This is a genomic window from Thalassotalea castellviae, assembly GCF_031846185.1.
Taxonomy (GTDB): domain Bacteria; phylum Pseudomonadota; class Gammaproteobacteria; order Enterobacterales; family Alteromonadaceae; genus Thalassotalea_H; species Thalassotalea_H castellviae.
Window position 1 is genome coordinate 114,785 of the sequence record NZ_JAVRIF010000008.1, and the last position, 23,610, is coordinate 138,394.

The 23,610-nt window shown below is 36.3% G+C and carries 19 protein-coding genes; 10 read left to right on the forward strand and 9 right to left on the reverse strand.

Annotated elements, in window-relative coordinates:
- The first annotated feature begins 16 nt into the window (after positions 1–16).
- Positions 17–1,891: a Fe-S protein assembly chaperone HscA gene (hscA, locus tag RM573_RS13930; RefSeq protein WP_311583300.1), complete on the forward strand. Its 1,875-nt coding sequence runs from the start codon at positions 17–19 to the stop codon at positions 1,889–1,891.
- Between the two features lie 53 nt (positions 1,892–1,944).
- Positions 1,945–2,283, forward strand: a complete 339-nt coding sequence (gene fdx / locus RM573_RS13935; RefSeq protein WP_303452445.1) for an ISC system 2Fe-2S type ferredoxin — start codon at positions 1,945–1,947, stop codon at positions 2,281–2,283.
- Between the two features lie 106 nt (positions 2,284–2,389).
- Here fdx and RM573_RS13940 read toward each other — a convergent pair whose 3' ends face one another.
- Both RM573_RS13940 and RM573_RS13945 read right to left on the reverse strand, forming a co-directional pair.
- Positions 2,390–3,724, reverse strand: coding sequence for a metallophosphoesterase (locus tag RM573_RS13940; protein WP_311583303.1), 1,335 nt, complete (start codon positions 3,722–3,724; stop codon positions 2,390–2,392).
- A gap of 56 nt (positions 3,725–3,780) precedes the next feature.
- A complete protein-coding gene (locus RM573_RS13945) occupies positions 3,781–6,579 on the reverse strand; it encodes a TonB-dependent receptor (RefSeq protein ID WP_311583306.1) in 2,799 nt (932 codons plus the stop codon).
- Positions 6,580–7,155: 576 nt separating this feature from the next.
- Here RM573_RS13945 and RM573_RS13950 point away from each other — a divergent pair.
- Positions 7,156–7,740, forward strand: coding sequence for a helix-turn-helix domain-containing protein (locus RM573_RS13950; RefSeq protein WP_311583462.1), 585 nt, complete (start codon positions 7,156–7,158; stop codon positions 7,738–7,740).
- Between the two features lie 166 nt (positions 7,741–7,906).
- On the opposite strand, the gene RM573_RS13955 is transcribed toward RM573_RS13950, so the two are convergent.
- The gene (locus RM573_RS13955) at positions 7,907–9,253 is read right to left on the reverse strand and encodes an FG-GAP repeat domain-containing protein (RefSeq protein WP_311583309.1); all 1,347 of its coding nucleotides are present in this window, start codon (positions 9,251–9,253) and stop codon (positions 7,907–7,909) included.
- A gap of 118 nt (positions 9,254–9,371) precedes the next feature.
- Here RM573_RS13955 and RM573_RS13960 point away from each other — a divergent pair, with 118 nt between their 5' ends.
- On the forward strand, positions 9,372–11,438 hold the full coding sequence (locus RM573_RS13960) for a winged helix-turn-helix domain-containing protein (RefSeq protein ID WP_311583312.1): 2,067 nt from the start codon (positions 9,372–9,374) through the stop codon (positions 11,436–11,438).
- A gap of 282 nt (positions 11,439–11,720) precedes the next feature.
- Here the strand turns inward: RM573_RS13960 and ahpF are convergent, their stop codons facing one another.
- Complete coding sequence (ahpF, locus tag RM573_RS13965) at positions 11,721–13,286, reverse strand: alkyl hydroperoxide reductase subunit F (RefSeq protein ID WP_311583315.1); 1,566 nt, start codon at positions 13,284–13,286, stop codon at positions 11,721–11,723.
- A 108-nt stretch (positions 13,287–13,394) separates the two neighbouring features.
- Positions 13,395–13,958, reverse strand: coding sequence for an alkyl hydroperoxide reductase subunit C (gene ahpC / locus RM573_RS13970; RefSeq protein WP_311583318.1), 564 nt, complete (start codon positions 13,956–13,958; stop codon positions 13,395–13,397).
- A gap of 273 nt (positions 13,959–14,231) precedes the next feature.
- Between ahpC and RM573_RS13975 the strand changes: the two genes are divergently transcribed.
- The 5 genes from RM573_RS13975 (at position 14,232) to RM573_RS13995 (ending at position 18,773) form a co-directional block, all read left to right on the forward strand.
- A complete protein-coding gene (locus tag RM573_RS13975; protein ID WP_311583320.1) occupies positions 14,232–15,665 on the forward strand; it encodes a catalase in 1,434 nt (477 codons plus the stop codon).
- A gap of 238 nt (positions 15,666–15,903) precedes the next feature.
- Positions 15,904–16,809, forward strand: coding sequence for a hydrogen peroxide-inducible genes activator (locus RM573_RS13980; RefSeq protein ID WP_311583322.1), 906 nt, complete (start codon positions 15,904–15,906; stop codon positions 16,807–16,809).
- Between the two features lie 142 nt (positions 16,810–16,951).
- Entirely contained in the window at positions 16,952–17,077 is a 126-nt protein-coding gene (locus tag RM573_RS13985; RefSeq protein WP_311583324.1) for a hypothetical protein, read from the forward strand.
- Positions 17,078–17,352: 275 nt separating this feature from the next.
- Positions 17,353–18,315 (forward strand): adenosylmethionine decarboxylase, encoded by a 963-nt coding sequence (locus RM573_RS13990; RefSeq protein WP_311583326.1) that lies wholly within the window; start codon positions 17,353–17,355, stop codon positions 18,313–18,315.
- A gap of 125 nt (positions 18,316–18,440) precedes the next feature.
- Positions 18,441–18,773 carry a PBPRA1643 family SWIM/SEC-C metal-binding motif protein gene (locus RM573_RS13995; RefSeq protein ID WP_311583328.1) on the forward strand — a complete coding sequence of 111 codons (333 nt, stop codon included), beginning with the start codon at positions 18,441–18,443 and terminating at the stop codon, positions 18,771–18,773.
- A 104-nt stretch (positions 18,774–18,877) separates the two neighbouring features.
- Here RM573_RS13995 and RM573_RS14000 read toward each other — a convergent pair whose 3' ends face one another.
- Entirely contained in the window at positions 18,878–19,117 is a 240-nt protein-coding gene (locus tag RM573_RS14000) for an RNA recognition motif domain-containing protein (protein WP_311583330.1), read from the reverse strand.
- Positions 19,118–19,346: 229 nt separating this feature from the next.
- Between RM573_RS14000 and RM573_RS14005 the strand changes: the two genes are divergently transcribed.
- Complete coding sequence (locus tag RM573_RS14005; protein WP_311583333.1) at positions 19,347–21,434, forward strand: fused MFS/spermidine synthase; 2,088 nt, start codon at positions 19,347–19,349, stop codon at positions 21,432–21,434.
- Positions 21,435–21,699: 265 nt separating this feature from the next.
- On the opposite strand, the gene RM573_RS14010 is transcribed toward RM573_RS14005, so the two are convergent.
- From RM573_RS14010 to RM573_RS14020, 3 genes are all read right to left on the reverse strand, one after another.
- Complete coding sequence (locus tag RM573_RS14010) at positions 21,700–22,119, reverse strand: VOC family protein (RefSeq protein WP_311583465.1); 420 nt, start codon at positions 22,117–22,119, stop codon at positions 21,700–21,702.
- A 242-nt stretch (positions 22,120–22,361) separates the two neighbouring features.
- Positions 22,362–23,219, reverse strand: coding sequence for an RNA polymerase factor sigma-32 (locus RM573_RS14015; RefSeq protein WP_311583336.1), 858 nt, complete (start codon positions 23,217–23,219; stop codon positions 22,362–22,364).
- Positions 23,220–23,236: 17 nt separating this feature from the next.
- Positions 23,237–23,521 carry a hypothetical protein gene (locus tag RM573_RS14020; protein WP_311583339.1) on the reverse strand — a complete coding sequence of 95 codons (285 nt, stop codon included), beginning with the start codon at positions 23,519–23,521 and terminating at the stop codon, positions 23,237–23,239.
- Positions 23,522–23,610 lie beyond the last annotated feature (89 nt).

Here is a 23,610-nt window from a genome sequence, read left to right on the forward strand (position 1 = left end):
ACATTACGAGCCCCACATGGCGTTATTACAAATTGCAGAACCGGGTCAAAGCACTGTCCCTCATGAACACCGACTTGCCGTAGGAATCGATTTAGGCACTACAAATTCACTGGTAGCTACAGTGAAAAGCGGTCTGCCTGAAACTATTACAGATAGTGAAGGGCAGGATATACTTCCTTCCGTTGTGAGTTATCAATCCTCTGAAATTATTGTCGGCAAAAAAGCGAAAGAACTCGCGATTGTCGATCCTGAAAATACCATTGTTTCTGCCAAGCGTCTGATTGGGCGTTCTTTAACGGATATTAAAAGTAAATATCATTCCTTGCCCTATGATTTTTGTGGTGATGAAAACCATCCAAGTTTTGTGACTCGTACAGGAGAAATCAACCCTGTTCAAGTCTCTGCTGAAATTCTAAAAGCTTTATCAGAGCGAGCCCAACAGGCATTAGGTGGTGAGCTTACCGGTGTTGTGATCACTGTACCTGCTTATTTTGATGATGCTCAACGTCAAAGTACAAAAGATGCGGCAAAACTTGCTGGCGTCAATGTGTTACGTTTATTAAGTGAGCCTACGGCTGCGGCGGTTGCTTATGGATTAGATAAAGAGCAACAAGGTCAGCAAGAGGGGATTATCGCCGTTTATGATTTAGGTGGTGGTACCTTTGATATTTCGATACTCCGATTAAATAAAGGTGTTTTTGAAGTGTTAGCTACCGGTGGTGACTCAGCTTTAGGCGGCGATGATTTTGATGTTGCACTGGTTGATCATATTATTGAGCAAGCAGGACTTACTCGACCTTTATCGACATCAATTGAACGTCAATTACTTGATCAAGCTTGTAAAGCAAAAGAAGCATTAACCACTCAAGATACCTTTCAACTAAATCTGTCTTTAGCGAATGAACAGCAATGGTCAGGCGAAGTCACTAAAACTCAGTTTGAACAATTGATCAAACCTTTAGTTGCTAAAACGCTTCGCGCTTGTCGTCGTGCATTAAAAGATGCTGAGGTCACTATTAGTGATGTTAATGAAGTTGTGATGGTAGGTGGTTCAACACGAGTGCCTTTGGTGCGGGCTGAAACAGAAAAATATTTTAATAAAACGCCTTTAACATCAATTGACCCTGATAAAGTTGTGGCGATTGGTGCTGCTATTCAAGCGGATATCCTTGCTGGCAATAAGCCTGACAGTGACATGTTATTACTGGATGTTATTCCTTTATCACTTGGGCTAGAAACCATGGGCGGCTTAGTTGAAAAGGTTATCGCAAGAAATACCACGATTCCTGTCGCTAAAGCACAAGAATTTACCACTTTTAAAGATGGTCAAACCGCAATGGCGATTCATGTTTTACAAGGTGAACGCGAATTAGTTGACGATTGTCGCTCACTCGCTCGTTTTGAATTACGTGGTATTCCTGCAATGGCGGCCGGCGCGGCTCATATTCGGGTGACGTTTAAAGTCGATGCCGATGGTTTATTAGAAGTATCGGCGATGGAAAAGTCCACTGGCATTGAAGCGAGTATTGAAGTTAAACCTTCATTTGGTTTAGCTGAAGATGAAATAACCAGCATGTTAAAAGCTTCAATGACTAACGCTGCTCAAGACATGCAAGCTCGTATGTTAAAAGAGCAACAAGTTGAAGCGGCAAGAGTTATTGAGTCTATTCAGTCAGCATTAGCAGCCGATAGCCATTTATTAACGTCGGAGGAGCTTACTATCATTAATGAGGCCATTTCAGCGTTAGCAAAAGCAAGTCAAGGTGACAATGCTGATGAAATTGAGAAAACAATTGAAGCGTTAAATCATCATACAGGCGCTTTTGCTGAAAGACGAATGGACGCTTCTATTCGTACTGCATTATCCGGTCAAACCGTTGATGATATATAACGAACAAATTGATTGAATTTACTGAAAGATAAGAAAAGTTTAAAGAGATTAAGATGCCAAAAATTATAGTATTACCTCATGAAGAGCTTTGCCCTGATGGTGCAGTTTTAGAAGCTGAAACTGGTGAAAGCGTATTAAACGTTGTCTTGAAAAATGATATCGACTTAGAGCATGCTTGTGAAAAAGTATGTGCTTGTACTACTTGTCATGTCATTATTCGCGAAGGTTTTGATTCACTTGAAGAAAGCGATGAACTTGAAGATGATTTATTAGACAAAGCATGGGGCTTAGAGCCTGATTCTCGTTTAAGTTGCCAAGCGCGTGTTGCCAATGAAGATCTTGTAGTTGAAATTCCAAAATATACCGTGAATATGGTTTCTGAAAACCACTAAACTTCAGAGATTAATTTTGAAAAATTAACAAGGGTAATAACAGTGATGTTATTACCCTTGTTTGGTCATATTGATTAAAGAGTAGATTAATTAAACCTCGCCAATATTATTCAATATTTTTTGCTACCCTACGAGAAAATGTATGACGATATTCAGGTGTTAATTTTCCATGTCCATCGCGTGGTGTGGTAAAAAATTCAACATTAAGCTGATCATTTACGTTGTCGATATTGATATGCGAGAAACCCCAAGTAAAACTTTTTGACCAAAGTAATTCATACTGCGGGTAGGTTTTTTCTTGATAATTTGCAAATGGCGTATGTTTTCCGCGCATTTTCGATGCTGCTCCACTAATAATAAGGGGCAGTGGCTCAGCACTTTTCGATTCAGGATATAAAGAACAATCGTCGGTAAGTAGCTCTAAATCATGTTCATGACCAGCAATATAGGCATCTGCATATTGACAAAGGGTTGGCATGATGAGTTTACGTAATACATGTCCTTCACTATATTTTGTCCCACCTATCGACCATAAAATATGGTGACCATACACAATTTTCCATTTCGCAGTTGAATTAGCTAAACCTTCTTTTAACCATTGAAGTTGTATTTTATCTTCATTATTTTGAGGGCCTTCATGCTTTTCATGAACTTCTAACTCAGCGGTACCTGCTTTTAAAGCAATATCTAATTTGCCTTCACTCCCATCGGGGTTTAATGGCACTTCATAAAAAGTCTGTCCAGCTAACAACATGTTAGTGTCTAAGACAAAAAACTCTACCTCGTTACCTGGCTCTCCTTTGGTATAGCGATAGTAACCTTGTTTATCCATATGGAAATTTTTTTGCTTGGTCATCCACTCTGTTTGTAAGGCAATACCTTTTCTTGAAGTTTTCCAATCGTGATTGCCTAGCGCTGAATAAACCACTAATTCTGGTGTTTGCTCAAATAACGGTAATAAAGGACCAAGAATCAAATCGTCCATGCGTTTTTGATCGTCTTTGCCATCGTCTGCATCGGCGCCATCAGGGTAAATGTTATCACCGAGTTGAATGCCAAATTCACAATCACGCTGGCGGCACAAATCTGCCATTGCTTGGCCTACTGGAATAGCGCCACTCGCTTCAGTCGCTATACCACTTTCAGGGTAAACATGGATAGGTGCATGGTCAAATTCAGTAATTGGACGATAATCTTCTAACCAATCTTGTTTTTCCTTTGCGATAAACTGAGTTTTATTTAGTGGGTTTTCAATGTGTTTTTTCTTAGGATAGTCAACACTGTAACCTCCATCTCCAAAGGCTAAAAAGTTAATGTTTTCAGACGAGTTGTGAAAATTGTTTTCAGCTTGGTTTGCAAGTGTTGATTGAGTATTAACTTGTTGGCAAGCAACAGTGACTAATATTAATGTCGTTATTGACGAGTATTTTAATAATTTCATGAGATTCTCAAATGGTACAAGGTGCGCGAAAGCTAACACCTTGCCGTTATACGTTTTTAAAGTGAATTAATGGTAAAACCGAGTTCGAATGAAGAGCCGTATTCCTCATATTGATAGTTATAGCGAGTACTACCATGGTAAAGATACATAGGCTCATCGGTTAAGTTCACTGCGTTAAAGTAAACTTGCATTGTGTCATTAATGTAATATTTAGCCGTGAAGTCAATTTGAGTGTGAGTATCTTCATAGACAGCATTATCACCTTCTAGAAATTGAAAGCTTTCACTTCGATATGAAGTACTGAAACGAGCACTAAACTTATTATTCTCATAACCTAACATAAGGTTACCAACCGTATCAGCTTGGTTTGGTAAATCTTCATCGGTATCAATGAAAGTGCTATTTGCACTGATAAATACCCCAGAATCAAAGTTTTTAGTCCATGCTAATTCTAAACCTGCCAAGGACGCTTCACCGCCATTGATAGGTTGTATCACTTCTTCAAATCCATCCCATTGACCATTATCTTGTACCTCAGTTAATACAATATAGTTGCTGATATTTTTATGGAATAAGCCGGCAGAAAGCACACCAATATTACCCGGATAATATTCAAGGGATAAATCAAAATTGCTTGATTCGTAAGGATTTAATTCAGGATTACCTACCTCAGCTTTGCGCTCTGTTTCAATTACACCATCATCTTCTGTCACTTCGCTTTCAATTAATTGAAATGCTGCAGAATCCTCAAAAGTTGGTCGAGCAATGGTTTGTGTATAGGCAAAGCGAGCCACAAATTTATCTGATGGCGTATATTTAATATTTAAACTTGGCGATAAATGATCGTAATCTTTAGTCACTTGCCAAGGTGAAATTGCAACGCTTTCATCGTCATTGACTTCATCAGCGATTAGTTCAACGCGATTTCCCGAGGTTTCAAATCGGGTATTTTCATAGCGTAATCCTGTAACGATTTGCCAGTTATCAATGTCTAACGTAACCATAGCGTAAGCCGCGCTGATGTTTTCTTCACTGGTATATGAGCCACCATTACTGTCGATTGAAGAGTCTAAATCATTTATCTCAAATGCATTTTTGTTGGTAAAAACGAAGCTTCTTAAAGATGTTTCATTAATGCTTGGGCCAAAATTACCTAAGTTGTATTCTGGAGATGGTGCAGCGAATTTCTGCGCGGTAATATCGTCAAAGCCTCCATCAAATACTGTCGCTTCTATTCGTGTAAATTTATCCCGAGCCTGATGCTTTAAACCAAACTTAAATTCACCATTGTGATTTTGCCAAACGAACTCGTGTGATAAATCAATTTTTATACTCATCGATTCATCTTCAGACAAGTTGTTTTCATAAACAACTTCATCCATTGCAAAGTTATTTAAATCATGTGCAGCACTTGACTGAGTTAATTGAGGGATAGGACCTGTTGCGTTATAGCCAAGGTCAAGTTCTTCACCAACAAATACGGCTTCAACGTAATCAGGTTCATTCTCGGAAGACTTTGAATAACTAATGTCGTATTCGACAAACCATTGATTGATTAAATTTTCACCACCTAAGACTAATGATAGAATTTTTTGCTCTTCGTATCTGTCTTTTGTATCACGCTCCATTTCGGCGTTAATAAAGTGTGCTGAATTATCACTATAACTTGTCAGGTCTATTGCTCCTGAATCAAACTTGTAGGTATTACGAGAGCGAAATTCATCATCTGAAAATTTACTATATAAAGTTCTTAGGAAATACTTATCTGTGGTTGAGGTATGTAAATCAAAATTTAATGCTGCGCCTAATCGTTCTCGAGTAATTTGGTAGTGGCGTTGTTCAATTTCTTCGGTAGAAAAGGCTTCTACATCATCACCTGTTGCGTTATCTTCGTATTCAAATTCAGCCCAGCCACCGCCAGCTTCCATATTATGAGAGCCAAACTTTCTCTCAAACCATGAAAAAGCAGTTGCAACGCCAAGTTGTGCACCTGATGATAAGTCAAAAATATCGGTGAAACTGCCAGATAATTTAGGGCTAGTGTCTTGCATTAATTCATTATATGAGCCTTGAATAGTGGCGCTATAACTTCGACCTTGACGGTCAAAGGCACTTAAGCTTTTTACTTCAATTGAACCACCGACCGCACTGGCATCCATATCTGGCGTAACGGTTTTACTGACTTCTAAACTTTGTATTAACTCTGATGGTATAACATCCATTGCGACACTACGCACACCTGATTCTGGTGAAGGTACGTTCACTCCGTTGATCGTGACATTATTAAAATTAGGGTCAATACCGCGAATAGCGACAAAACGTCCTTCCCCTTGATCGCGTTGAATAGACAAACCAGGCAATCGTTGTAATGCTTCTGCAGCATTTTGATCCGGTGATTGACCAATGGTGTCTGCACTGACAATAGACATTAGCTTGTTTGCATTTTTTTGACGATTAATGGTGCCCGCTTGTCCAGCTCTTTGGCCATAAACTATGATGTTATCGAGTGCTTCGCTGCGCTCACCAATAACAAATGACTGTGCGGTATTTTGGTTAGCCGCAACGACAATTTTATGGGTTACTTTTGGAACACCAACATACGTTATTTCAATGGTGTATTCACCTTCCGCTAGTTGTGGAAAACGAAAAGACCCATCACGTGACGAGATAACACTGATGCCAAGTTCTTTAATTTCTATTTTAGCGCCTTCAAAGTATACCGTGTTTGACGAATCGGTAATGCGGCCATTAAATGTTTGTTCTTGAGCATAAATATTGCCCGAATATAAAGTCGCACTGCACGCGATAGCAATGGCCGTACGTTGAAAATTTTTCCAAGTGTGATTTTTTTTCATTGTTAATACTCAGTTTCATTAATAGTTGTAACACTGATTAGCTTGATGATTTACCTGAAAAATGTCTGTGTAAATTCAAGTGTTAATTCAATGTTAGTGTCGGTGAAATTTATTGGCGGAGACAATAACGAAAGCAGATGACAAAAATATTTCAGAATTAATTCGTCAGTGACAATCAGGTGGGGTTTATGCTTTTTAACGGAAGATTTTGATATGAATGAGCTGATTAAACCCGGCTAAAAATAAAGATAAACTTCTTTAAAGCCAGTGAATACATAAGCGAAGGAGAAAATGGTTCTCGAACAGTAAAAAAACTGTCACTTAGGTGAGCTAATATGACCCTTTTATTGATAGTGAACGACTCTTAAGCTAATGATAAGAGTCAGCAATGTGAAACAATTAGATGAATTTTACTTTTCTTCCCTTACATAAAACATTATTTTTTATTTTTTTCACCATGATTACTCTTGTAGTTGTCGGGGTGTTTTCTGTAGGCATGTCAAAAAATGTGATGGAATTAGATTTACTTGATGCGATTGGCGAAGGAGGGATCACGTTAATGACTTTTATTTGGTTGTGCTTTACGTTATTGAGCAGGCCAGCAGGTCGAGTGACAAATTTCCTTATTCACAACCTGAACATATTGAACAATACCAAGCTTACTTTGAACAAGCGTATCGATTTACTCCTCATATTGGCTCTTTTATCGTGCCTACAATTGTCAAAAATCATTGTGGCTTGCAACTATCATTACCAGAAAATATTATGAGAAAGCCATTTACAGAAAGTAATCAAGCTATTAAACGCTATCATTTGAATCAAGTAGATCGAAGTGGTTTTTCAGTTGGAATTATTCAATACGTTTATCAAACGATAGGGCAGTATTTAGCACAAAATAAAGAAGTTACACTCGAAAAAATAGCTTTAGGTTTAAGCGTTAGTCCTGCAACGTTGAAAAGAAAATTAGCGAATCATCATACAAGTTATCAAAATTTATTAGATTTATTTCGACAACAACAAGCTATTTTTCAACTTACCGAACAAGGTTACAATAATGAAAAAGTGGCGAGTGAATTACACTTTTCAGATTTAACTAATTTTCGCCGTTCATTTAAGCGTTGGACAGGACTTACGCCAAACGAAATTAAACAGGCTTTATAGTGTTATATAACTTAGTAAATTTGCTATTGAGTTTTTAATGATTAAGCTAGATGAACAGGTACTTATCGAGAACACAGTAAAAATTTAACAAGGGTAATAACAGTAATGTTATTACCCTTCTTTTGTAGGGAAAAGTTCACCTTTTTTTTAAAGGCTCGTTACCTGTTTACTTTTTAACCCTGAGTATTAATCCCATCATCAATATAAGAAAAGAGAAGCTACCTCCACCACCGCTTCCCGATTTAGCCGTTGGTGTAGTTGGAGTTGGTTCAACTACTGGGGTACTGGTAGTCCCTTCTGTAAAGTTTGCTGTTAATGTAATGTTAGCATCTGTTGAGATAACACAATCTTTATAGCTTTGTGTTGCCAAGTAAAAGAATACTTTTTCATTAAACACACTGGTTGCCATATCAATAAAACCATCATTGTTATAATCACCGAAAGAAGTAGCGGTTAATCCATCGTCAGCGGTGGTAACCAAGTTAGCATCACTAAAGCTACCGTCATCTTTCCCGTACATTAGATATAATACAGAAGGGCTGTAATGCGCTGATAACACATCCATATTACCATCTCTATCAATATCGCCGAAAGCAGCCCCGTAAGCCCCTCTACCAGTAGCAATTACCGTTGCTTTTCCTTGATGATAATAAGTGACAGTTTCATTAATAATTTCTGCTGCAACAATGTAAGTTTCTCCCTCTTTTTGGTAAGCGTCTATTGTCATGCTGGCTAAATCAGATATTACTTCTTCAGCAATATAGTCCTCACCTGTATTGATATACCATTGCGTTTTTGCATCTTCAATACTGTTAACTAATACCCATAAATCTTCTTTAATATTGGCTTTGAAAGATGAAATCAGAATGTCCTTTTTACCATCATTATTTTTATCTAATACTTTGAATGAATAGGGCTTTATGTTTGAAACTTTGATGTCTTTTAAAAAGGTAAATTGACCTTGGCCATTATTAAGAAAAACATTAAGTACACCTTTACCAAACTCTGCTACATAAAGGTCTAAATCTCCATCATTATCATAATCAGCTAGATCTAAAGCGGTTGGATATCGTCGATCGTCATCAATAGTAACTTTATCGAATTCACCGTTCCCTTGACTAATATTTGATGTGATCACGCCGTTAAATAAACTAATGGTAATAAAGTCATCAAAATTGTCGTTGTTAAGGTCGCCGGTTTTTATTGTTTTTGCACCGCCAGCAGCTAACGTCAATTGTGTCGAATCATCACTCCATAATACTTCATTGCCTGAGTCACAGCTTTGACCTGTCCAACCAGTAAAACTTGAGCCGGTTTTAGCGACGGGTGATAGCGTGTTAACAGGTAAACTGTTGGTTAAAGTACAGCTTTCGCTACAAACTTCTGCAGATTCTATAGCTTTAACTTCGCCATCGCCTTCTATCGTTAATTTTATCTCAATAGCGTGTGAAAGCGTTGAAGTCAAAAGTATTAATGACGTCAATGCTGAAAGTGTTCTTCGGTATGTTTTCATTCTGATTACCTGTTTAATTAAAATCAGGTTGTTTATATTATTATTAGAATATGAAGTCATAATCTTGTTATAATGAAGTTATTAGGTATTTATTTTTATATAATAATCAGGTGGTTGCGTGGCCTTTGTTGGTGGGGAGAAATTTGAATTAGGGCCTTATTTAGTCTTGCCTGAACATAATAAGCTAGTTGTTGATGGCAAAGAATGTAAAGTTGAGCCTAAAATAATGGCCGTTCTTTGCTATTTAATTGCAAATAAAGGTGAAGTTGTTAGTAGAGAGCAAATAGCAGAAACATTATGGCCAAATACTGTTACTGGCTTAGAAGTTGTCACACGAGCAATTTTTGAATTACGCAAAATACTAAAAGACGACCCTAAACAACCTAGATATATAGAAACTATTGCTCGAAAAGGCTATTGTTTTATTTATGATCTATCAGAAATCAAAAGACCGTCAGTAACGGAAAATGCTGTTTCTAGCACACCACCAATCGATTATAAGAATACAGTAGTGTGGGGCGTTTTAATTGCAATTCTAATTGCGTTGTTTTATTGGTTTCAAGACATACCGACTAAATCTACAAGTTTTCCTTCACAAACAAGTTTTTTAACGGATATTGATGTGTTTGCTGATTCACCAGCAATTTCTCCAGATGGCAAAAGTCTGCTATTCACCAAAAAGTCTCATTTCAAAGAGCGATACAATGAATTAACACTTTTAGACATTGATTCTCATAAGCAAACAGTCATTAATACCGGATCATCCTTTAAGCTGCCTTTATGGTTAGCAAATTCACAAAGTTGGTATTATGTAAAATGTCCGCAGCGTTTAAAATGTGAAGTTGTTGAGCACAATATTGCGACCAACGAGAAATCAACGTTATATACCGCCAATAATATGATTATATCGTTAGCACTATCGTTAGAATCTCAGCAGTTATTTTTATCTGTTTTAACTAATAATCGAATTCAGTTAAAGCAAATAGATTTAAACAGTCAACACAAGCTAGCTACTACTATTGAATTACCCGAAACAGCTAATCCACACTTATTATTATTTAAAGATCTTAATACGCTTTTTGTTGCTGCAACTGTGTCTGATGGCATTACTCATTTATATCGCTATGATATGAATAAAAAAGCATTTCAATTGATTACAAAGAAGTTTAGTCGGCTATATGGAATGTCTTTAAAAGATGAGAAATCGTTATGGGTTGCAGGTGAGTTGGCTGGTCAAAAAGGGCTTTGGAGCTTCAATGTTAATAATTATAAAATTGAAACCGCAGTAAATTCTCTTCCTGATCATACTCCGATGTTAGTTACTAGCCCATTAAATCAACAAAGTCTCATTTATAAAAATAACAGTCGAACTATTAATATTGAACGTGTTGGAAATATTGATATCCCGAAAATGGATAAGGTAAATAGTTCTTTAATTGATATGAATGCATTTTATTCGCCAAAAAATAAAACGCTGTATTTCTCGTCCAACCGAAATGGTTTATACGATATTTGGAAATTTGATGGTGGAAACGTCGAGCGAGTAACGAATATAAAAGCAAATATGATAGATCGTCCTATTATCGGGCCCCAGGGAAACACCTTAGCGTTTGTTGCTAGGACTAAACTTAAATCAGAATTAACCTTGTTTGATTTGTCTGGTGAAAAAGAAATTAAAAGGTTACTACTACCAAATAAAATTTTTTTATTGTCATGGTCTTATGATGAAAAGTTTATTTATTTTAGTACTTATGAAGACGAACAATATAACATTTACAAATTTAATGTCCTCACTTTTGAGAAAGAAAAAATACTATTAAACGCAGGAGCTATTGCACAGGAAAGTGTCGATGGAAACTATTTATATTATGGAGATATGGAAAAAGCTCAACTAATGCGTAAATCAAAAGAAGGTCAAGTGGATGTAATGTTTAAGATTCCATTAGAAGACATTAAAGGAATTAGACCAAATACATTAAAGGTGATTGATGAGACTTTCTACTATATCGGCACACTGGATAATAAAACGGTTTTAAAGCAGTATTCGTTTATTGATCAAACGTTAAAAGTACACACTGAATTACCCAATGATATTTATGTAACCGATATAACTAAAGGTGAAGAAATTGGTGTGATTTTCGACCGCTTTAGTAAAATGAACAGTAAATTAATTTATTTACAGTAATTTAAAATAAATACTCGCTATTACATACGGTTTTGAAACGATTTAATTTTTCACTCACTAATTTACGGAGAAGTAAACGGTGAAGGGTTACGTTGGCTGTCGAAAAATGAACATGATTTAACAGTTGATAAAGTATCGTTTTCACGTATTTAATTCTCAATGAGCTGTTAGTTTATCAATAACTAAAAAAGAGTAATAACTTAATTGTTATTACTCTTTTTTATTATGAGCATATCTACTCGGTTAAATGTGAGCTGAAATGTCATTCTTTTATCAATATCATTAACTTTCGCGAATAATATAATCAAAAGCTGATAATGACGCTTTTGATCCTTCACCCATAGCAATGACGATTTGCTTATACGGCACAGTTGTAACATCTCCAGCAGCAAATATGCCAGGCTCTGTGGTTTGACATTTTTCATCAATGATCACTTCACCATATTGCGTGCGCTCAACCACACCATTTAAAAAGTCACTATTAGGCAATAAGCCTATTTGCACAAAAATCCCTGATAACGCTTTTTGCTTTATTTCGCCTGTTTCACGATCTTCATAGGCAATAGCACTTACTTTACCGTTTTCTGCGATAACCTCTTTCGTTGCGACATTTTTGATAATGGTAATTTTTTCATGTGCTTCGGCTTTTTCAACCAACACTTGATCCGCTTTTAAACTTGGCAAAAATTCAAAGACGGTGACATGATTTACCATACCAGCTAAGTCTAACGCTGCTTCAATGCCTGAATTTCCGCCGCCTACTACAGCTACGTCTTTGCCTTTAAAGAATGGGCCATCACAATGTGGACAATAAGCGACACCTGAACCCACATTTTCTTTTTCGCCCGGCACGCCCAGCTCACGCCATTTTGCCCCAGTAGCCACAATAATAGTTTTCGTTTCAATCACTTCACCACTTGAAAGATGTAATTTTTTCGGCGATTTTGGGTTCTCAGCTGATTTTTCAATTTTATCTACGCGTAAAAATTCTTTGATAGTGACTTCGTAATCACTTAGATGCGCTTGCATATTACCGGTTAATTCTGAGCCGGTAGTTTTCGGAACCGAAATTAAGTTCTCAATGCCAACGGTATCTTTCACTTGTCCGCCAATACGGTCAGCGATCATAGTAACGTTCAAGCCTTTACGTGCGGCATATATAGCTGATGCAATACCAGCTGGACCACCACCAATAATGGTAACATCTTGTAGCGGTAATGCTTCTGTATCATCACCACCAACTATATAAGGGAAACGTTGAATTAACTTATCAACGAGTTGCGCGGTGTCAATTTTACCATTGGCAAATAATTCACCGTTTAAGTAAACACTTGGCACACCTTGAATGTTTCTCTCGCTGACTAATTCTTGAAATAAACCGCCGTCGATCATTTCGCTGCTAATGTTTTCATTTAATAAAGCAAACTGATTTAACGATTGCACAACGTCTGGACAGTTATGGCAGCTTAATGAAATAAACACTTCAAAATGCAATGGCTCTTTAATTTTCTTCACCATATTACTCAAGGTCTTATCGAGTTTATGTTCAGTACCTGAAGCATGTAAGATGGCGAGAACTAACGAGTTAAATTCATGACCACTGGGAATGCCTGAAAAGTGAATACCATTGTTTTTTTCGTCAACTTCTAAATAAAAAGTAATGGGACTGCGTAAATTTTCATCCCGTTCAATCAGAGTTAAATTGTCTGATACGGACGTTAATTGTGTTAAAAATTTGACTAACTCTGCTCGTTTTTCGTGTTCACCAGTTTGCAGAACTAGTGCTACCTTGTTAGTCATATTTTGAGTATATGTTTTTAATGCGTTTAAAATATCGTTACTTAACATAGTATTACCGCCTATATTGTCTAGTGAACTATGGATAAAAAAGGCGAGAAAGGACTTTCCTATTCTCGCCAATACAAAGGAGAGTTGTATAAATTTAGGTGTTTAAACTTAGATTTTTCCTACTAAATCTAAGCTAGGTGTTAATGTTGCTTCACCTTGTTCCCAAGCTGCAGGACATACTTCACCGTCATTTTCACGAACATATTGTGCTGCTTTAACATTACGAACCATGTCTTTTGCACTTCGACCAATGCCACCTGCGTGAATGTGAGCAACTTGAATAACGCCGTCTGGATCTGCTAAGAAAGTACCGCGGTGAGCCATATGGTCTTCTTCAATCATGACGTCAAAACCGCGAGTAATGTTGCCAGTTTGGTCGCCAATCATTGGGAATTTAATTTTACCAATCGCTTCTGAAGAATCATGCCATGCTTTATGTGAAAAATGTGTATCAGTTGATACGGCGTAAACTTCAACCCCTAATTCTTGTAACTCTGCGTATTGATTTGCCATATCTTCTAACTCTGTCGGACATACAAAAGTAAAGTCAGCAGGGTAGAATAAAAAGATTGACCATTTACCTTTTACACTTTCAGAAGTTACTTCAACGAACTCACCGTTATGAAATGCTTGAGCTGTAAATTCTGGGATTAATTTGCCTATTTGAGCCATGATGTTTTTCCTCTTTTGTTTAAATATAACTTGTTAAGTTTTCAGTATTGAAAGCGTTTTTGCTTTCGATGGAGGTATATTAAATGTACGCTTGAGTTAGGTAAATTTGATTAAATTGAATTCAATGTTCTGGAAAATAGAATATTGATTTTTGATTATTTAACTACAATGAAAGTAGGTCATAAATCTCAATAAAGATGACTTATATTTGACTAATAGACGCTAGAAGCAGCAAGTAATGAGTTAATGACGACATAAATAAGGATTTAATCAATGACAAATAAAAAATTAACAACGGCAGCAGGATGCCCGGTTGCCCATAACCAAGATGTGATGACAGCAGGAAAGCGAGGCCCACAACTTTTACAAGATGTTTGGTTTTTAGAGAAACTTGCGCATTTTGATCGTGAAGTCATACCTGAAAGACGAATGCATGCAAAAGGCTCTGCGGCATTTGGTAAATTCACTGTAACCCAAGATATAACTCAATATACACGAGCGAAAATATTTTCAGAAATCGGCAAAGAAACAGAGTTGTTTACTCGTTTTAGTACAGTTGCCGGTGAACGTGGCGCCGCCGATGCTGAACGTGATATTCGGGGGTTTGCGGTTAAGTTTTATACCGAAGAAGGAAATTGGGATTTAGTAGGTAACAATACCCCCGTATTTTTCTTGCGAGATCCACTGAAATTCCCTGATTTAAATCATGCGGTAAAACGCGATCCAAAAACGAATTTGCGTAGTGCCACGAATAACTGGGATTTTTGGACATCGTTACCAGAAGCATTACATCAAGTAACAATTGTGATGAGTGATCGCGGTATTCCAGCGAGCTATCGTCATATGCATGGTTTTGGTAGCCATACCTTCAGTTTTATCAATGCAGATAATGAACGCTTTTGGGTGAAATTTCATTTAGTGACTCAGCAAGGCATCAAAAACTTAACAGATGCTGAAGCAGAGGCACTTGTTGGTAAAGATAGAGAAAGCCATCAAAAAGATTTATTTGATGCGATTGAAAATAGCAATTTTCCTCAATGGATATTAAAAGTTCAAGTGATGCCAGAAGCTGACGCAGCTAAAGTGGCATATAATCCTTTTGATTTAACGAAAGTGTGGCCTCATAAAGATTATCCATTAATCGAGGTTGGCGTAATGGAATTAAATCGTAACCCTGAAAATTACTTCGCAGATGTAGAGCAAGCGGCCTTTAACCCAGGCAATATTGTACCTGGTATTGGTTTTTCACCTGATAAAATGCTGCAAGGTCGATTATTTTCATATGGTGATGCTCAGCGTTATCGCCTGGGGGTTAATCATAATCATATCCCTGTCAATGCCGCGCGTTGTCCGGTACATAGTTATCATAGAGATGGTCAAATGCGTACTGATGGGAATCATGGTGCAACAATTGGTTATGAGCCAAATAGCCAAGGAGAGTGGGCGGAACAGCCTGACTTTTCTGAGCCTCCATTAGCATTAGACGGAGCTGCTGCACATTGGGATCATCGCGAAGATGATGACTACTTTTCACAAGCCGGCGATTTATTTCGCTTGATGAGCCCAGAACAACAGCAAGCATTATTTAATAATACTGCCGCGTCAATGGCTGACGTACCTGACGATATTAAACTGCGACATATTAAACATTGTAGTGCTGCAGATAGTGCCTACGGTGCAGGTGTGAAAGCTGCGTTAGGCATGTAATCACATAACTAATTTCCCTTCTTTATTTCTATCAAGCAGTTAAGCGATAGCAATTATCGCTTAACTGCTGATTTAACTTCTCCATGCGTTAGGCTAAGTTAATATTTACTGTAAATAAATTAACATTCATTAACCCTAATTCAGGTTAATGAATATTCTGATAACAATGTACTAGATAATTTATTAGAATGTTATTCATGTTCAATAAAACTAATTATAGAAAAGGTTGTAGAAAAAGATGATCTCACTAAAACAGCTTCATTACGCACTAGCTGTGGAGAAAACCTTGCATTTTAAAAAAGCAGCTGAAGCTTGCAATGTTTCTCAATCAGCCTTAAGTACTGCAATTACTGAACTAGAAAAACAGTTAGGTATGACGATATTTGAACGCAATAATAAGAAAGTATTGGTTACTGATGAAGGACAAGTAATTCTAAGTAAAGCTAAACGCGTTAAATTAGAAGTAGATGAATTGCTTCAGCTTGCCAGTGCTGATCAACAGCCTTTTTCTAATGCGATGACCATTGGTGTGATTCCAACAATTGGGCCATATTTGTTGCCAAAAGTATTACCTGAAATGCGTAAAAATTATCCAGCGTTTAAATTAAAAATTTTAGAGGAACAGTCTCATATCTTGGTTGATATGGTTAGAAATGGTGATATAGACGCGGCTATTTTAGCCTTGCCTTTTTCAATTGATGGCTTGATGAGTTTTGAGTTTTGGCAGGAAGATTTTTATTGGGTGAGCCATAAAGATGAGTGTCCTAGTCAGTTACAAGAGATCACGAGTGAAGAATTAGAAGTTGAAAAGTTGATGTTACTGAAAGACGGGCATTGTTTGAAAGATCATGCATTGGCTGCGTGTAGTTTACAGAACAAAAAGCAAGACTCAGATTTTGATTCAGCTAGTTTACATACTTTAATTCAAATGGTGGCGGGTAAACTCGGTACTACGTTAGTACCACAAATGGCGCTTGATCAATTAATTTATAGTGAGTCTGAACTGAGAGCGGTTCACTTAAATGAGCCTGGCCCACATCGAACCATCGCACTAATCATTCGACCAAATTATATAAGAACCAATGAAATCACTTTGCTCAAAGAAATTTTTCATAAAGAATTAATCAAAAAGTGTATCGAGTAATTGTCAATCTATTTTATTGATTAATAATATCAAGTTAATCAAATATACTTATTGTTGTGTTGGCTTCATGATAAGGCTTAATTAAGTTGAATTGCACTTAATTTACTTAACATTATTTTAGTTAATTCATGAGGACACAAAAATGAAAAAATTGATAAACCAGATCAAAACACTTTTACAAATTAATGAAACCAAAACCTTAGTTAATCATGATACGAAAGCGTGTAATTACGCGGATAATTACTATGGTGATCAACTTTGTCGTTAAGCTACAAACAGAAAACATATGTCGATAAACATTTATCGACTCTGAAAAAAAGAAAAAAGATAAGAAAAAACTAGTCGCAAAGTACAAGGTTCAGTATTTAACCTTCATGGTCTAAGTTTTATTGTTAAATAGTGAAAATAAAACTTTGTCATTTGCGATTATTTTTATAAAGTACGGGCATTCTTTCTCAAGCTTAAATGACGTTATCAACAGTGAAAAACGCACCGCTTTACTTTGCGGGATTAAACGGATGTCGACTGTTCTAAGGATTTCTTATGTTTTTTGAAGGCTCTGAAAAAAAAGCTGAAGTAGTGATCAACAAAAACAGCTTTTCGCTTCTTAACGATATAAGCGATGATTTTTGGCTTCAGCTCGTCGCCTGTTGTAATGCAAAAGTGTTGTCATCGATTAAAAATGAAAACTGTAAAGCCTTTATCCTTTCTGAATCAAGTTTGTTTATATGGGAAGATCGTTTTTTAATTTTAACTTGTGGTATCACTCAATTAGTTTATTCCATCGAGTATTTTATTAAACATATCAATGCAAAAGATATCTTGCATGTGACGTATCAGCGTAAAAATGAATATTATTCGAATGCGCAATTAAGCTCATTTAGTGATGATATTGAGTTATTATCTAAATATGTTAAAGGTAAAGCTTATCGATTTGGCGAAATGTATAGCCATCATAATTATGTTTTTCATCAAGATAATCAATATCAAGTGCCGCCTGATGACATCTCTTATGAATTATTAGCTTATCAAATTGGAGAATCCGCTTCTAAGTTTCTGACTAACAAAGGTTTAACTGCAAGCGATGTAAGAGCTTTTTTCTGTGTCGATGAATTATTACCTGACTTTCAACTTGATGATTTTGTTTTTGACCCTTATGGTTATTCTTTAAATGCGATCAGTGACAAAGATTATTTTACCATTCATATTACCCCACAAACGGATAGTAGTTACGTGAGTATTGAATCAAGTCTTGATTTGGTTTCTTTAGCACCTAAAATAATTGAAATCTTAAGCCCTGCATCTTTCGATTTATTAGGCTTTAATGATCATCATTTTGTTGAAAAAATTGCAGAAAACATCAGTGAAAACTATGTGAGTAACTCGCTTGTTAGTAAAATACTTGATAACGGCAATCATGTATTTTTTACAAACTTTATCACGCCAAAAACACAATACACTTCTCCAATAAGGTTAGACATTAACGGGAAAATCCAAGTTATTTAAAGACAGTCTTTCCTGAATAATTTTAAAATCGTCAGCCCAGCTATGGTTACAACTTCGCTTTCGAGGCAAGAAACTGGTAACATCGCGCCAATTTTAATTCACCTAAACTTCTTTAGGAACACGTTATGTCAAAATTCTTTTTTAAAGGCACCATAGATGTTATGGGCAAATATGGAAAAAGTGGTTATAGCCCAAAGCGTAACGTAAAACTGGGTAGCGAAGCTAAACCGTTACAATTAAGTGTGCCGTCTGAACAACGTAAAGTAGAAATTGAAACCATTTTATTAGAGCAGGCTTTACATGGCCAGATCACGGTTAACGAAAATGAAGAAGAAAATATTCTAGAATTAGATGCGGTGTTAAATAAACCAACAACGCAACGTTTTGATAAAGTTCCAGAGCGAAATGCGCCGTGTTCATGCGGCAGTGGTAAGAAATATAAAAAGTGTTGTGGATAAATAGCGACGAAAATTGTTAGGTGTGAGCAATTATTATTGACTCCACCTAACTTACAAGCAATCTCAAAACTTAAACAATATACTTTAGGCTCACAAAATGAAGGTTAGTCTTGGGCAACTTTTACTCTGATCCTGTTCTTGGCAACTCTCGTTTCATGCAAAGCAGCTAATGCGGCATTCGCTTCATTTTCATTAGGCATGACAACAAAACCAAAACCTTTTGATTTACCTGTTGCTTGGTCTAATACTAAAGTGCATTCGTTCACTTCGCCATGAGCTGAAAATAAAATACGTATTTCTTGTTCTGTTGTTGAGCGTGAAAGGTTGCGAACTAAAAGTTTCATGATTAACCATAGGGTATAGAATAATTGTCTATTGTCGCAAGTTATTGCCTTTAGACCAAGTGATTCCTTGAAAAACATGTTAAATAGGTGAGTGCGTTAAAACAGTTTATGGAGTCGAAGTTAAATTGAGAGGCGAAAAAAAATTAAAGTTCAAAGACTTCGATAAAATTTTGATTTATACAATCAATTGCTTTTAAATAACGACTTCGTTTTATTTCTCTGGTTATATATGCTTTTTTTCATCGCTATTTTCATTGGCGCTTTTTTACTTTTTCAAGTTCAACCATTAATCGCTAAAGTTATTTTGCCATATTTTGGTGGCGGTGCTGCTGTTTGGACGGCGTGTTTATTATTCTTCCAAGCCTTCTTATTGCTCGGTTATTTATACGCCCATTTATTATCAAAAATTGGTGACTTTAAAAAACAAGCTATATTACATGTTGCATTATTGCTGATAAGTTTATGGTTGTTACCAATAGGTGTTTCATCTTTAGACGCGGTTTCTGCAATCTCGAATACTGAAAATCTGCCGTTAATGAATGTATTGCTGTTGTTAGCAACTGCTATTGGTTTACCTTATTTCATGCTGTCTTCAACGGGGCCATTGGTGCAGCATTGGTTTAGTTTAGTGAATGAAAAAAAGCTGCCATATAAGCTTTATTCGTTATCCAATTTAGCCTCTTTAATTGCTTTATTAAGTTTCCCTTTTTTAATAGAGCCGTTTTTTACTGGGGAGCAACAATCGTTTTATTGGTCGGTAATGTACTTTATTTATGCGGTGATAATGTCGGTGTTATTGTTGAAAATAAAGCCATTAATTCATCAGTCGAAAAATATTAATACATCAGAAATTACTAATGAATCTGAAGTTATAAATAAAACTGAAGCAAATCGTACCAATAAGTATTCTCAAATCATGCCATTGTTATGGCTAGGTTTTTCAACTCTTGGTGTTGTGTTATTGGTGTCTACCACTAATGCATTGACCCAGAATGTTCCTCCTGTGCCATTTTTATGGATTTTACCGCTGAGCTTATATCTACTCAGTTTTATTATTAGTTTTCATAGCCCTAAATGGTATGTTCGTTGGTATTGGTTTGCGTTATTTATTTTAACGGCTTTTATCGCATTATTTATGTTTTTCATTGGCTCACAGTTTGATATCACTTCGCAAGTTGTTATTTATTCAAGCATTTTATTTTCAGCCTGCATGCTTTGTCACGGCGAATTAGCGCGTCTTAAACCCGATGTTGCTAAACTTACTTTCTATTATTTAACGATGGCATTTGGTGGCTTCCTTGGCAGTGTTTTAGTGGCGTTTGTTGCACAGAATATATTTACACAATTTTTAGAGTTTCCACTGGCTATCGTTAGTTTATTTGTCTTGTTTTCATGTGCTGTTTTTAGTGAAAACAAACACCTTGATAAATTATCTATTATCAGTTTTTCTCTCGCGATACTTTGTGGTGTGGCGCTATGGCAATTAAATCAGTTATATATAAAAACAGATGTTCATAGTGAGCGTAATTTTTACGGTATTTTAAGCGTTAAAGATGTAAACGTTGATGGCCAAAAAGAACGCCGATTAATAGATGGCACAACCTCGCACGGTACGCAATCCTTGATGCCTGGTGCAGCTCATATACCAATGAGTTATTACCGTGAAAATACTGGCGTCGCTATCGTACTTGAACAATTAAGTTTGATTAATAAACAAAATCAGCAGTCTTTAAATGTTGGGTTTATCGGTTTAGGAGCGGGTACGCTCGCCGCTTATGGTAATAAAGGTGATAGGTATCGTTTTTATGAATTAAACCCTGCGGTTGTTCATGCAGCAAGAGAATACTTTAGTTATTTAACCGATTCCAAAGCTGATGTTGAAATAGTCATTGGCGACGGTCGAGTTTCATTATCGAAAGAATTAAAAGCACAAAGCACAGGAAACTTTGATGTATTAGTGATAGATGCTTTTTCTGGCGACAGTATTCCCCAACATTTATTAACAGTTGAGTCGATGCAATTATATTGGCAGCATTTAGCTCCTAACGGTGTCATCGCCGTACATATTTCTAACACCCATTTAAATTTATTACCGTTAATGCAAGGTTTAGCACAGCAAAGCGATAAACAGCTCGCCTACTTTAAAACCAAAGCGCAAACAGAAAATGGTCATGATACGCAATGGGTTTGGTTGACCGATAACCAGTCCTTACTTGATAATCCTGTTACAAAATCGTATCGAACTCCGATCACAACGAATACTAATACGGTTGTTTGGAGCGATGATTTTAGTCATTTATTGTCGGTGTTAAAATAAAAAGCTTTGCAATTTATGTCATTCAAAAGAGTTGTTCCGCTATAATTGAAAAAGTCGAATTGATTGACTTCGCGGCAGGCTATTTTATGGATATTCCTTTGTATTGCCATGATTGGCAATCAAAAAGTCCGCAGCTAAAATCGCCGCGAAATTTCGCCATTATAGTCGCTGAAAGAAAATTAGACGTGATGAAATAAAAATAAATTTTCATGCTAATTTTCTATTCGTTGTTGATTCACATGCCAGTGTTAATTGTGCTTCTAAATTACCAAGTACCAGTATTTTCCATACTTAACCAAGGTTCTTGTGGTGCTAATGCTTCTCCTTTTTGCAGAAGCTCAATTGATACACCATCCGGTGATTTTATAAAAGCCATATGACCACAACGTGGTGGGCGGTTTATAGTGACACCTTGCGACTGTAAGTTTTCACAAAGGTTATATATGTTATCTACTTCAAACGCTAAATGACCAAAATTTCTTCCGCTGGTGTATTCTTCTGATGAATCCCAATTGTAAGTTAGCTCAATTTCAGGGGCGCCTTTTTCGGTGGCTAAAAAGATCAAGGTGAATTTACCTTGAGGAACGTCTCGGCGACTAGTTTCAATTAGCCCTAATTTATTAATATAAAAATCTAATGATTCATCTAAATTAGCAACACGTACCATAGTATGTAGGAATTTCATCATAAGCCTCTTTTAAATTCATACGTTGAGTAAGACGATGATTAATGTTTATCGCCTTGATTAATCTGTTCATTATAAAGATTATTTTTCTCTAGGTAATCATTCTCTTGCCAAATAGAAACAATAATCGGCTAATTATGTTTTTTGCTAAAAAAACCAAAGCAAATCTAATCAAACCTAATTGAATGTTCTTAATTATTAAAAATTGCTCAGAGGCCAGATTAGCCTCTGCATTTTTTAAGCTAAGCATCGAATAAGCTAATTTTCTGCTTAATTAAAGCCAAGGCTTTTTCTTCAATTTGTCTAATTCTTTCTTGTGATACGCCGTATTTTTCAGCGAAATGTTTGTGTGGTAGCTTCTCTATTCCTAACCATCTATTGACGATAATATCCTGTGTGCGTTCATCTAGGTTTTTAATAATTTCTTTAATTTTACCTATCGCTTTATCATTAAATTCTTTTTGGCTAAGGCGGGAGGTAAAATGTTCAGATTTATCTTCAAAAAACGCCTCTGTCGAATTAACAGCTGCTTCGTCATCGTGAGCGGCTAATGAATTTACATAAATATCTGATTGGGAAAAATGGCTTTCCATATCATCTATATCCGCTTCGTCAACGTCGAGTTTATGCGCAATTTGTTGTTTATCTTGGTGAGTCAACCATTGCGTTTTTGCTTTTAGCCTACGTAAATTAAAAAATAATTTCCGTTTCGCTTTTGTCGTGGTAGCTTTAACGAGTCGCCAGTTGCGTATGACGTACTCTTGGATCTCTGCTTTGATGTAATGAATGGCAAAACTTGAAAGCCTGACACCGAAGTCGAGGTTGAATTTTTTCACCGATTTCATTAATCCTATCGTGCCTTCTTGAACTAAGTCTTCTAGTGGTAAACCGTAACCTTTATAACTTCTGGCAATGTGAGCAACAAATCTTAAATGTGACAACACTATTTTTTGTGCTGCCTGTAAATCACTGTTTTCTTGGTACTCTAAAAATAAATCTTTTTCTTGCTGCTCATTAAGCAAAGGTAAGCTATTAACATAATTTAAATAAGCGTCAAAACTTCCTGAACTTTGCAATGAAATAGGTAAATGAATAGACATAATTTCACCTCCTGTTGTTATTTTTTGTCAGTTAACACGTAGTTAAGAAAGCGTGGGGTAAACTGTTTACTCCCAGGCATTAACCTATTTAAATCGCGTTGTAATTTTTTGCCATATCTTGATTTTGGCTGGAAATGTAGTTGTGCTTTCGTATGGCTATTTTGCTCGGTCATACGGTTTTTCACCTTGTGATAATCTGTTTGACTTTGTTTTACCGTTGAAAACGCTGAAAATGCAAAGCCTGTGATCAAAGTTATTGAGATGAATATAAATTTGATTAATGGTTTGTAGATTGAAGTCATGATATATCCTCACATTAAGCAATATAAAATTATGTTCAATTTATTGTGCTTGAAAAAGCCACAATTGATTAATCTAGATATTTTAAATA